This is a genomic window from Halomonas sp. H33-56 (assembly GCF_040147035.1).
GTDB classification, from domain to species: domain Bacteria; phylum Pseudomonadota; class Gammaproteobacteria; order Pseudomonadales; family Halomonadaceae; genus Halomonas; species Halomonas litopenaei.
In genome coordinates this window covers 4,215,295-4,226,212 of the sequence record NZ_JAMSHP010000001.1, presented here as the reverse complement: position 1 = coordinate 4,226,212, position 10,918 = coordinate 4,215,295, and the positions used below count along the sequence as shown (strand labels likewise).

Here is a 10,918-nt window from a genome sequence, read left to right as displayed (position 1 = left end):
GCTTGCTCAGGAGTCCAAGATGACGTCCCCCTTTCTTACCGCCCGGCGGCTCGACAAGACCTTCGTGCTGCACGCCCAGGGCGGCCAGGCGCTGCCGGTGATGCGCGGTCTCGATCTGTCCCTGTCGCCGGGCGAGTGCCTAGTGCTGGCCGGGCGCAGTGGCATTGGCAAGAGCACTCTGTTGAAGATGGTCAACGGCAACTACCGGGTCAGCGGCGGGCAGCTGACGCTGCACTTCGAGGACGGCGAGCTCGAGCTGTCGGCGCTGCCGGCCCACGCCTGGCACCTGCTGCGGCGCGACGTGATCGGTTACGTCAGCCAGTTTCTGCGGGTGGTGCCCCGGGTCTCGGCCCGGGAGGTGGTGATGGAGCCGCTGCTGGCCCGGGGCTGTGAAGCCGGCGAGGCCCGCACCCGTGCCGAGGCCCTGCTGGCGCGGCTCAATCTGCCCGAGCGGCTGTGGGAGCTGGCGCCGGGCACCTTCTCCGGCGGTGAGCAGCAGCGGGTCAATATCGCCCGTGGCTTTATCGCCGAGCACCCGCTGTTGCTGCTCGACGAGCCCACGGCGTCGCTGGACGCCGCCAACCGCGAGGTGGTGGTGCAGTTGATCGAGGAGGCCAAGGCCCGTGGCACCGCCATGCTCGGCATCTTCCACGACGAGGAGGTGCGCGAGCGGGTCGCCGATCGCCTGCTTGAGCTGGAAGGGCATATGCTGCTTGGTGGCACCGACGCTGACCGCACCGCGTCAGACCATACCTCATTTCGTCAGACCGACTCCGGGGAGTCCCTTTCATGAACCAGGATCAGATTCTGACCAACGCCAGGCTGGTGCTCGACGACGAGGTGGTGCACGGCAGCCTGGTGATCAAGGACGGCGTGATCAAGGCGCTGGAACGCGGCCCGGTGTCGCTGCCGGGGGTGATCGACTGCCAGGGCGATATCCTGATGCCTGGCATGATCGAGCTGCACACCGACAATATGGAAAAGTACTTCCAGCCAAGGCCCAAGGTGTCCTGGCCGGGCCGCCAGGCGGCGCTGGCCCACGACGCCCAGATGGCCGCCAGCGGCATCACCACGGTGTTCGACGCGGTGTCGATCGGTGACGTCGACGAGCAGAGCATGCGCCACGGGGCCCTCGACGAGATGGTCTCGTCCCTGGCTGCGATCAACGACAACGGCATGGCCCGGGTCGACCACCGTCTGCACCTGCGCTGCGAGGTGTGCCACCCGGATACTCTGGCGCGTTTCAAGAGCTTCATGGACTCGCCGCTGCTGGGGCTGGTGTCGCTGATGGATCACTCGCCGGGCCAGCGCCAGTTCGCCAGCCTTGACGCCTACCGGGTCTACTACCAGGGCAAGTACGGCCTGGACGATGCCAGCCTCGAGGCCTTTATCGAGAAGCAGCTGGCCAACAGCGCCGCCTATTCCAGCGCCCACCGTCGCGCCATCGCCGACCTGTGCAGCGAGCGCGGCCTGGCCCTGGCCAGCCATGACGACGCCACCGTCGCCCATGTGGCGGAAAGCCTCGAGTACGGCACCCGGGTAGCGGAGTTTCCCACCACCCGGGAGGCCGCCGAGGCCTCCCATCGTCACGGCATGGCGGTGATGATGGGCGCCCCCAACGTGGTCCGCGGCGGCTCCCACTCCGGCAATATCGCCGCGGCCGAGCTGGTGCGCCTGGGCGTGCTCGACATCCTGTCCTCCGACTACTACCCGGCGGCGCTGCTCGATGCGGTCTTCCGTATCGCCGCCATGGAGGACGGCTACGACCTGCCCCGCGCGGTGGCCACGGCCTCGCGTAGGCCGGCCGAGGCCGTGGGCCTGGACGATCGCGGACGCATCGCTCAGGGGCTGCGCGCCGACCTGGTGCGGGTGCGCGAGGTCGACGGCCATCCGCTGGTCCAGCGCGTGTGGTGCGCGGGCAGGCAGGTGCACTGATGCTGGTCTACCTGATCGGCGCCAGCGGCGTGGGCAAGGACAGCCTGCTCGACGCCGTGCGAAAGCGGCGCCCGGACCTGCTGGTGGCGCACCGCTACATCACCCGGCCAAGCGGCGTCGGCGAGGACTCGGTGGCGCTGTCGCCGGCCGAGTTCGAGGCCCGGCGGGCACGCGGCCTGTTCTGCCTTGACTGGGTCGCCCACGGGCTTCACTACGGCGTTGGCATCGAGGTGGAGGCCTGGCTGGCGGCCGGGGCCACGGTACTGCTCAACGGCAGTCGTCGCGAGCTCGCGGCCGCCCGTGCGCGCTTCGGCGAGCGCCTCACGCCGGTGGTGGTGACCGCCCCGCCCGGGGTGCTGCGTGAGCGGCTCGCCAGGCGCGGGCGCGAGAGCGACGATCAGATCGAGGCGCGCCTTGCGCGCCACGCCGAGGTGGAGGCCGAACTCGAGCGCTGCCATCCGGCGCTGGATCGCGTCGACAACGGTGGCAGCCTGGACGAGAGCGTCCGGGCGCTGGAGGCGATCATCGCCTCCCGCCTCTGACGGAGCCGGCGTCGAGTCTGTCGGCGCCGGCCTTGTGTCGATCGTCGACTACAGCGGCAGTGCGTACCACCTCATCAGCGCAAGCGGCTTGTGCCTCTTGCTTCAGCTCGGAGACTTCCATGGAGTTTCGCTTCAACGGCACCGGAGACAGCGCCCAGGTGCCTCGCTTCGGCTGCGACTGTCGCGCCTGCACTCGGGCCAGGGTGTTCACCAGCCATCAGCGTGGCCCCTGCTGCGCCGAGCTGAGCGTGGACGGCCGGCGCTACCTGCTCGACGCCGGGCGCATGGACCTGGCCCATAGCTGCGAGCTGGAGCGTCCCGCCGCCTTCTTCGTCACCCACTACCACGCCGACCATGTGCAGGGGCTGTTTCACCTGCGCTGGGGGACCGGCACGTCGATCCCGGTCTACGGTCCCAAGGATCCCAGCGGCTGCGCCGATCTCTATCGCAACAGCGGCATCCTCGACTTCCAGCCGGGGCTCAAGCCGTTCAAGCCGCTGGACTTCGATGGGCTGTCGGTGACCCCGGTGCCGCTCAATCACAGCAAGCCGACGCTCGGTTACTGCCTGGATGATGGCGGCACCCGCCTGGCCTACCTGACCGACACCCAGGGTCTGCCCGGCGCCACCGAGCGTTTTCTGCGCCAGTGGGACGCCGACGTCGTCGTGCTCGACGCCTGCCACCCGGCCAGCCAGCTCGAGACGCGCAACCACAACAGCATCACCCAGGCGCTGGAGATCATCACCCGGCTCGACCCGCCCCGGGCCTATCTCACCCACATCAGCCATGAACTGGACGCCGAGCGTCTGGACCAGCCGACCCCCTTGCCGCCCAAGGTGCGCATCGCCCGGGATGGCGAGACGTTGGAGGACTGGGATCGCCTGGACGCCGTCTGCTAGCCAGTTGCGGCCTTGGCTTCCTTCATGCTGACGTATCTGCGAGAGCACCCCTGATCATGTCCGATGTCCCCACGCCGTCTGTGTCTGACGGCTCCTTATCTTGTGAATCGCCCAGTGACTCGCCCAGTGGCTCATCCAGAGACTCATCCAGCGCGCTGGACCAGCCGACGTCCCCGCGTCTGTCCGAGCGGCCCAACGTCGCTACCGACGCTCGCCTGCACCACAGCGAGCTTGGGCGCTTCACCGAGGTTGGCAGTCGCTGCGTGTTCAACCATGTCAGTCTCGGCGACTACAGCTATATCGAGCGTGACGGCGACGTCATGTTCGCCACCATCGGCAAGTTCACCTCCATCGCTGCCAGCGTGCGTATCAATCCGAGCAACCACCCCTGGTGGCGGCCGACCCTGCACCACTTCAGCTATCGCCCCGGCAAGTTCGGCTTCAGCGACGAGGCCCTCGACGCCGAGGTATTCGCCTGGCGCGAGGCCGATCGGGTGGCTATCGGCCACGACGTCTGGATCGGCCACGGCGCCATCGTGCTGCCCGGCGTGACCATCGGTCATGGCGCCATCGTCGGCGCCGGCAGCGTGGTGACCAGAGACGTGCCGGCCTACCACATCGTGGTGGGCAACCCCGCCCGGGTGCTCAGGCCACGCTTCGATGATCCCGCCATCGCCGAACGGCTCGAACGACTGGCCTGGTGGGACTGGCCGGACGAGCGTATCAAGGCCTATCTGAAGGGCTTTCAAGGCAACGTCGAGGACTTTCTGGCCGAGGCGGAGCGGGGGACATCCAGGTAGGGACAAGAGGGGCTGGCGGTGTGGGGGAGGCTTCATGACCCCTAGTCGGTTGGACATTGACGTTATAGGGCGCCGACATACGCCAGCGACTTTGCTGAATTGAAACGATTGATGACGCTTTGATGGCAGCGTTGTGAATCGCCGCCTAGCTTTCCTGAATCGTCGGGGGGAGCGCTCGAGCAGTGGCCAGGGCTCGCAGATTCTCTCCGGCTCTGTCGGCGACCGACCCTGCTCAGGAGTGCCCCTTTTGATCCACCGCCTCTTTTCCCCAGTGCAGCGCCCCCCGACCCTGACGGAGGCGCTGGTATCGCTGATCGCCCTGGTGGTCGGCATCGGCGTATCCATCGTCGTCTACGGGCTCGACCCGCAGATTCCCATGTTGCTGGGGGTGATCGTGGCGAGTCTGGTGGCGCTGCGCTGCGGCTACCGCTGGGACGATATTCAGGAAGGTATGGTGCGAGGCATCCACAACGCCCTGCCGGCGCTGATCATCCTGATGGTGGTAGGGGTGCTGATCGGGGTGTGGATTCAGGCCGGGGTGGTGCCGACGCTGATTTCCTATGGCCTCAAGCTGCTGTCGCCGACGATCTTCCTGCCGGCGGCGGTGGTCATCTGCGCCATCTCGTCGCTGGCGACCGGGTCGAGCTGGGGCACCTCCGGCACCCTGGGGGTGGCGCTGATGGGGATCGGCGGCTCGCTGGGGATTCCGCTGCCGCTGGTGGCCGGGGCGGTGCTGTCCGGGGCCTACTTCGGCGACAAGATGTCGCCTCTGTCGGATACCACCAACCTGGCACCGGCCATGGCCGGTACCGACCTGTTCACCCATATCAAGCACATGTCCTACACCACCGGGGTCAGCATTGGCCTGACCCTGGTGATCGAGATGGCGCTGAGTCTTTACTACTCGGGCACGTCCGGCGGGCTCGAGCGGGTCGAGGTGATGCAGCAGACCCTGGCGGCGCACTACGTCATCAACCCGGTGCTGCTGCTGCCGCCCTTGCTGGTGCTATTCGTGTCCTACAAGCGGCTGCCGGCGATACCCGGCATCACCCTGGGGGTCATCGCCGGTGGTCTCTGTGCGCTGGGCATGCAGGGGGCCGATTACGCTGAACTGATGCAGGTGGCCTTTGGTGGCGTGACCTCCGATACCGGCGTCGAGGCGGTGGACAGCCTGCTTAGCCGCGGCGGCCTGAACTCGATGTTCTACACCATCAGTCTGGTCATCGTGGCGATGATGTTCGGCGGGGTCATGGAGCGCACCCAGCAGCTCAGGACCATCGCCGAGACCATTCTGAAGGCGGCAAGGACCCGGGGCTCGCTGATCCTGTCCACGGTGCTGACGTCGATCGGCGCCAATGTGGTGCTGTGCGATCAGTACATGGCCATCGTCATGGGCGCACGCACCTACGCCGAGGCCTACCGAGAGCGGGGACTGGCGCCGGAGAACCTGTCCCGGGCGGTGGAGGATTCGGCCACCGTCACCGCCAATCTGGTGCCCTGGAACTCCGGCGGCGCCTACCAGGCGGCGACGCTGGGGGTCGCGACGATTGCCTATCTGCCGTTCAACTTCTTCTGCTGGCTGTCGCCGCTGGTCACCGTGCTCTACGGCTACACCGGCTGGACGATCAAGCCGCTGGCAGCACCCGAGGACGACGCTTCACCAGAGGTACCAGGCGCCAATGAGTGAAGACAGCGCCAAGGGGGCGGTAGCGCCAAGGCGACACAGGAGCTACACCGGAAAGTCGTGCTGGCTGCCATCCGCTAGCTCGATGGTCAGGCTGACCTTTCCACCGATGGCTTCGACATAGCGCTTGATGGAGCTCAAACGCGCGTCCTGGCCGCCTTTTTCCAGTCCTGCGATGGTGGGTTGCTTGACTCCCAGCGCATCCGCCATCTCGCGCTGGGTCATTTCCGCCAGTTTGCGAATGTCAGCGATCTTGAGCTCGAGCAGCATGGCGTCGGCTTTCTTCCTGGCTCTTTCGACGAGCGCTGGATCTTCGCGGGAGATCAGCGTCTCCAACTCTGTAGCCATGGGGGTGCCTCTCTGAGGACTGACCAGATGGTCATGGTGCGCGTGCGACTTTGTGGTCGACCCGTGACTTCACTATCGGAAACGATCGCCCCGTGGGCCATAACACAGGCCATTTGCGCCTAGATTGTCAGACCCTGTGCCAAGACACCTGACACAAGAAGCGAAAAAAGCGCCACCGGCGGTGAACCGCAGGTGGCGCCTTGGGTCAGGTCTGATCGACGATCAGCCCATCAAGAGATCAGTGATGGCAGCGTCGGTCTGCCGGTCTACTGATCCCACTTCGGTGCGAAATCGGGGCTGGCGACACGCTCGCCCCTATCCAGCTTGGCGATGGCGTCCATGTCCTCCTGGGACAGCTCGAGCTTCAGCGCCTCGAGATTGCTCTTGAGGTTCTGCTCCTTGGTCGAGGAGGGGAAGGTCGGGATACCGAGCTGGTTGAGCCAGGCGATGGCGACCTGGGCCGGATTGGCGCCATGCTTCTCGGCGATGGCCTTGAGCGTCTCGTCCTCGAGCACCTTGCCCACGGCCAGCGGCATGAAGGCGGTGGGGATGATGCCGTGGCGTTCGCAGTGGGCGATCAGTTCGCGGTTCTGCAGGAAGGGGTGGACCTCGATCTGGTTGGTCAGGATCTCTCCCTTGCCGAGGATATCCACCGCCTGATCGATGTGCGCCTTGGTGAAGTTGGACACCCCAATGTGGCGCGCCTTGCCGGCGTCCTTCACTTCCTTGAGGGCGGTCAGGTAGTCGCGCATGGGGACTTCATCGTCCGGCGACGGCCAGTGGATCAGCAGCAGGTCGACGTAGCCGGTGCCCAGCTTGGACAGGCTCTCCTCGACGCTTGCCTTGAGTGATACCGGATCCAGACGATCCCACCACACCTTGGTGGTCAGGAAGATCTCGTCGCGGGGGACCGAACTCGCTTCGATGGCGGAGCCGACCTCGGCTTCGTTGCCGTAGAACTGGGCGGTATCGATATGCCGATAGCCAAGCTTCAGCGCGGTGGTGACCGCGTGACGCAGGGTGTCGCCCGTCAGGCGAAAGGTACCGAGACCGGGGTTGGGGATAGGCTGAGACATCTTGGCTCCATTGTCGTGGCGAGGCCCGCACAGCGGGACCCTGGATTCCTTTGTCACCGGCAGGCCGGTGTTTTGCCGATACGTGCTTCGATGTGTCGTTAATGACATGCGGGGAGACCCTTGCGACTTCAAGGGTTCGTCAAAAAAATTTAGCAGGCGAAGCAATAATGCGACAGCCACGAGGCTCTTCCGTTCGCTCTGTGGCTGTCGCGGGACGCGGGTCGCGGGTCGCGGGTCGCGGGCTTCAGGCGCTGGCCAGGCGAGCGGCGCGACGCTGATCGAGCCTGCCGGACAGCCGGGTCAGTACCAGCGCCGCCAGCACGATGATGGCGCCGATCCAGGCGGTGTCGGTCAGTGCGAGGTGCGTGACCACCTGGCCTCCGACCACCGAGCCCAGCGCGATGCCGATATTGAAGGCAGCGATATTGAGCCCTGAGGCCACGTCCACCGCTTCGGGCACATAGCGCTCGGCCAGCTTGACCACGTAGACCTGCAGGCCCGGCACGTTACCGAAGGCGAAGGCGCCCCACACCAGGATCGTCAGCACCGCGGCGACCGGGTGGACGGCGCTGACGCTGAGCACCAGCAGGATGGCGACGAGTCCGGCAAAGATCAGGGTCAGGGCGGGGATGGGGCCGAGACGGTCGGCCAGCCTGCCGCCGTAGAGGTTACCGATGGCCACCGAGGCGCCGTAGACCAGCATGATCAGGCTGACCATGGACGGCGCGAAGCCGGTGGTCTGCTCGAGGATCGGGGCGAGGAAGGTGAAGGCGGTGAAGGTGCCGCCGTAGCCAAGGATGGTGATGGCGTAGACCAGCAGCAGTCGCGGATGGGTCAGTACCTTGAGTTGCTGGCCCAGCGTCGCCGGAGCCGAGCGCTTGAGGTTGCCAGGAATCAGCAGGGCGCTGCCGATCAGGGCGAGCAGGCCGAGCGCCGAGACCACCAGGAAGGTCGCGCGCCAGCCGAAGGTCTGGCCGATCCAGGTGCCCAGCGGCACGCCGGTGACCAGTGCCACGGTCAGGCCGGTAAACATGATGGCGATGGCGCTGGCTTCCTTGTCCTTGGCGACCAGGCTGGTGGCAATGGTAGAGCCGATCGAGAAGAACACGCCGTGGGCGAGGCCGGTCAGTATGCGGGCGGTGATCAGCGAACCATACCCGGGGGCCTGCCAGGCCAGTAGATTGCCGGCGATGAACAGCATCATCAGGCCGAGCAGGACCCACTTGCGATTGAAACGGCCGGTCAGGGCGGTCAGTACCGGTGCCCCTACCGCGACACCGGCAGCGTAGAGGCTGACCAGCAGTCCCGCAGAGGGCAGGCTGACGCCCAGGTCCTGGGCGATGGTGGGCACCAGTCCGACGATGACGAACTCGGTGGTACCGATGGCGAAGGCGCTGAGGGTCAGCGCAAATAGCGCGATGGGCATCTGTTTCTCCTGTCGAGATGGCGTCGTCTCGTGAGACGACTTGACGACGCGGAGTCTGGGGGAGGAGACTTTTGCGATAAACGCGTCTAATCGAGAAACACCTTTGTCGCTATCGAGACAATTGCGCGCTAAACAGAAACGAACTCAGCAGCGCCGAACCGAACAGGAACCGCAACGATGAAGACCCGCTCAGAAGATCTGGAACTGCTGCTGGCGGTGGTCGATAGCGGCGGCTTCAGCGCCGCGGCGTCGCGTCTGGACGTCCCGGTGGCGCGGGTCTCCCGGGCGGTGCAGCGCCTGGAACAGCGCCTCGAGGTGCCGCTGTTGAACCGCACCACGCGAAGCGTCGCCCTGACCGATGAAGGCTGTCGCTTTATCGAGCAGGTGCGCGTCGGGCTCGAGCGCTTGATCGCCGCCGAAGAGTCGCTGGCACTGGGGCGCGGCGAGCCCAGCGGACGCCTGCGAGTGGACGCTGCCAGCCCCTTCGTGCTGCACCAGCTGGTACCTCTGGTGGGAGAATTCCGTCGTCGCTATCCCGGTATCGAGCTGGAGCTCTCCGCCAGCGACGGCATCATCAATCTGCTTGAGCAGCGTGCCGACGTGGCCATTCGCATCGGTGCCCTGGCGGACTCCACCCTGCACGCCCGGTTGCTGGGGCGCTCGCGGCTGTACCTGGTGGCGAGCCCCGCCTATCTCGAGCGGGCCGGACGGCCAGCCTCGGTGGCGGAGCTGGCCGATCATCAGCTGATCGGCTTTCTCGCCCCGACGGCACTTAATCGCTGGCCGGTGGAGGGCCTGGACGAGGAGATCACGCCCACGCTTGCGACCTCCAGTGGCGAGGTGATGCGAAACCTGTGCCTGGCCGGGGAGGGCATCGCCTGCCATTCGAACTTCATGGTGGGCGATGATATCGCCAGCGGACGCCTCGAGGTCATCCTGCCTGACGCCATGCGCCACGGCGGGCCCCGGGAACTGGTGCAGGCGGTGTACTACCGCAATACCGCCCTGTCGGCCCGCATTCAGGCGTTTCTTGATGTCATCCAGCCCAGACTGCGGCTGTAACGGGCGGTCCTTGCCACCGGGTTAGCCCAGCGGGTTCTTGCGTCGGGCCATTTCCCAGCGCTATTGCCAAGGGCTATTGCTAAGGGCTATGGCGTCGCTTCTGCCTGCACTTCGGCAAACCGACGCTGAAAGCGCTGAACAAACTCCTCGGCCAGCCGCGACAGCGGCTGGTCCCGGGGTGTCAGTAGGTAGAAGGTGTCGGTCAGGGGCTCTTGCAGCGGTAGCGCAATGCTGTCGCTGCCGCCCATGGCGCGGGCGTTGAGGGCGTCGACGATGGCGATGCCGGCGCCCTGGCCAACCAGACGGGTTGCCTGCAGCGCCAGCGACACCTCCAGCCGCGAGCGCGGCACGATGCCTTGCTCGGCCAGGGTGCGCTCCAGCGTCTGGCGACTGGGGTCTCCCGGTTCATAGTGGATCAGCGTCTGGCCATCGAGGTCCTCAAGGGCGATGCTCTCGCGCCCTGCCAGCGGGTGATCCCGGGGCAGCAGGCAGACGCTATCGAGGGTGAAGGCTGACGCACCGAGGCGCTCATCCTGGCCTCCCAGCAGGGAAAAACCGATCTCCGAGCGCTGGGTGACCACGTCTTCCACCACCTGCTCGGAGCGGTAGGTGGACAACCGCAGGTGCTGGTCTGGGTGATCCTTGGCCATCCCGGCGATGACGTCCGGGACAAAGGTCAGGCCGAGCAGCGGCATGGCGCTGATGCCGAGCCCGCCAAGCTCGCGCTGGCGAATCCGCCTGGCGCTGTCTCTGAGGTGCTCGAGTCCCTGCCACAGGCGCTGCTGCTCGCGATAGAACAGGCGCGCCTCCGGCGTCGGTACCAGACGTCCCTTGATCCGCGAGAACAGCGCAAAGCCGAGGTCGTGTTCGAGCTGCTTCAACAGCCGAGTGACGCCTGGCTGGGCGATGCGCATGCGGCTGGCGGCGGCGGTGACGCTGCCGCTGTCCATGGTGTGTTGAAAGGCCTGCAACTGGCGGTCACTGAGCCGGGGGCTGTCCATCGCTGTCCTCCATCGAAACCTCCACTGAACCCACCCATCAGCCCTGCATCCAGCCCTGCATCGAAAGGAGCCATAACATCAGGGCATGGGTTTGCCATTGATTGGTATTGGATCGTATGGGATGTGGCTTCTATCGTCGAGTCAT

General features: G+C 66.0%; 11 protein-coding genes. 7 read left to right on the top strand and 4 right to left on the bottom strand.

The window, feature by feature from the left end; all coding sequences use genetic code 11:
* Nucleotides 1–19: 19 nt before the first annotated feature.
* The 6 genes from phnL to nhaC all read left to right on the top strand — a co-directional run bounded on the left by phnL (nt 20) and on the right by nhaC (nt 5,863).
* On the top strand, nt 20–793 hold the full coding sequence (gene phnL, locus NFH98_RS18025; RefSeq protein WP_287165686.1) for a phosphonate C-P lyase system protein PhnL: 774 nt from the start codon (nt 20–22) through the stop codon (nt 791–793).
* Nucleotides 790–1,935, top strand: a complete 1,146-nt coding sequence (locus NFH98_RS18020; protein ID WP_348827172.1) for an alpha-D-ribose 1-methylphosphonate 5-triphosphate diphosphatase — start codon at nt 790–792, stop codon at nt 1,933–1,935. The genes phnL and NFH98_RS18020 overlap by 4 nt, the downstream gene beginning before the upstream one ends.
* Nucleotides 1,935–2,477 carry a ribose 1,5-bisphosphokinase gene (gene phnN, locus NFH98_RS18015; protein WP_124805165.1) on the top strand — a complete coding sequence of 181 codons (543 nt, stop codon included), beginning with the start codon at nt 1,935–1,937 and terminating at the stop codon, nt 2,475–2,477. Before NFH98_RS18020 ends, phnN begins: the two co-directional genes overlap by 1 nt.
* Nucleotides 2,478–2,596: 119 nt before the next feature.
* Nucleotides 2,597–3,376, top strand: a complete 780-nt coding sequence (gene phnP, locus NFH98_RS18010; RefSeq protein ID WP_124805164.1) for a phosphonate metabolism protein PhnP — start codon at nt 2,597–2,599, stop codon at nt 3,374–3,376.
* Nucleotides 3,377–3,432: 56 nt separating this feature from the next.
* Nucleotides 3,433–4,176, top strand: coding sequence for a DapH/DapD/GlmU-related protein (locus NFH98_RS18005; protein WP_348827171.1), 744 nt, complete (start codon nt 3,433–3,435; stop codon nt 4,174–4,176).
* Nucleotides 4,177–4,423: 247 nt separating this feature from the next.
* Nucleotides 4,424–5,863, top strand: a complete 1,440-nt coding sequence (gene nhaC, locus NFH98_RS18000) for a Na+/H+ antiporter NhaC (protein WP_287165682.1) — start codon at nt 4,424–4,426, stop codon at nt 5,861–5,863.
* A gap of 42 nt (nt 5,864–5,905) precedes the next feature.
* Here the strand turns inward: nhaC and NFH98_RS17995 are convergent, their stop codons facing one another.
* The 3 genes from NFH98_RS17995 to NFH98_RS17985 all read right to left on the bottom strand — a co-directional run bounded on the left by NFH98_RS17995 (nt 5,906) and on the right by NFH98_RS17985 (nt 8,710).
* Entirely contained in the window at nt 5,906–6,208 is a 303-nt protein-coding gene (locus tag NFH98_RS17995) for a helix-turn-helix domain-containing protein (protein WP_287165681.1), read from the bottom strand.
* A gap of 266 nt (nt 6,209–6,474) precedes the next feature.
* Nucleotides 6,475–7,284, bottom strand: a complete 810-nt coding sequence (gene dkgB, locus NFH98_RS17990) for a 2,5-didehydrogluconate reductase DkgB (protein WP_045993672.1) — start codon at nt 7,282–7,284, stop codon at nt 6,475–6,477.
* A 244-nt stretch (nt 7,285–7,528) separates the two neighbouring features.
* Entirely contained in the window at nt 7,529–8,710 is a 1,182-nt protein-coding gene (locus tag NFH98_RS17985) for an MFS transporter (RefSeq protein ID WP_348827170.1), read from the bottom strand.
* Nucleotides 8,711–8,887: 177 nt separating this feature from the next.
* On the opposite strand from NFH98_RS17985, the gene NFH98_RS17980 reads away from it, so the two are divergent.
* Nucleotides 8,888–9,772: a LysR family transcriptional regulator gene (locus tag NFH98_RS17980; protein ID WP_287165679.1), complete on the top strand. Its 885-nt coding sequence runs from the start codon at nt 8,888–8,890 to the stop codon at nt 9,770–9,772.
* 86 nt (nt 9,773–9,858) lie between these two features.
* On the opposite strand, the gene NFH98_RS17975 is transcribed toward NFH98_RS17980, so the two are convergent.
* Nucleotides 9,859–10,773: a LysR substrate-binding domain-containing protein gene (locus NFH98_RS17975; protein ID WP_287165678.1), complete on the bottom strand. Its 915-nt coding sequence runs from the start codon at nt 10,771–10,773 to the stop codon at nt 9,859–9,861.
* Between the last annotated feature and the right edge of the window lie 145 nt (nt 10,774–10,918).

Excerpts from the sequence above, each read along its gene's own strand:
- phnL (WP_287165686.1), top strand. The coding sequence starts at position 20 with ATGACGTCCCCCTTTCTTACCGCCCGGCGGCTCGACAAGACCTTCGTG.
- NFH98_RS18020 (WP_348827172.1), top strand. The coding sequence starts at position 790 with ATGAACCAGGATCAGATTCTGACCAACGCCAGGCTGGTGCTCGACGAC.
- phnN (WP_124805165.1), top strand. The coding sequence starts at position 1,935 with ATGCTGGTCTACCTGATCGGCGCCAGCGGCGTGGGCAAGGACAGCCTG.
- phnP (WP_124805164.1), top strand. The coding sequence starts at position 2,597 with ATGGAGTTTCGCTTCAACGGCACCGGAGACAGCGCCCAGGTGCCTCGC.
- NFH98_RS18005 (WP_348827171.1), top strand. The coding sequence starts at position 3,433 with ATGTCCGATGTCCCCACGCCGTCTGTGTCTGACGGCTCCTTATCTTGT.
- NFH98_RS17995 (WP_287165681.1), bottom strand. The coding sequence starts at position 6,208 with ATGGCTACAGAGTTGGAGACGCTGATCTCCCGCGAAGATCCAGCGCTC.
- dkgB (WP_045993672.1), bottom strand. The coding sequence starts at position 7,284 with ATGTCTCAGCCTATCCCCAACCCCGGTCTCGGTACCTTTCGCCTGACG.
- NFH98_RS17985 (WP_348827170.1), bottom strand. The coding sequence starts at position 8,710 with ATGCCCATCGCGCTATTTGCGCTGACCCTCAGCGCCTTCGCCATCGGT.
- NFH98_RS17980 (WP_287165679.1), top strand. The coding sequence starts at position 8,888 with ATGAAGACCCGCTCAGAAGATCTGGAACTGCTGCTGGCGGTGGTCGAT.
- NFH98_RS17975 (WP_287165678.1), bottom strand. The coding sequence starts at position 10,773 with ATGGACAGCCCCCGGCTCAGTGACCGCCAGTTGCAGGCCTTTCAACAC.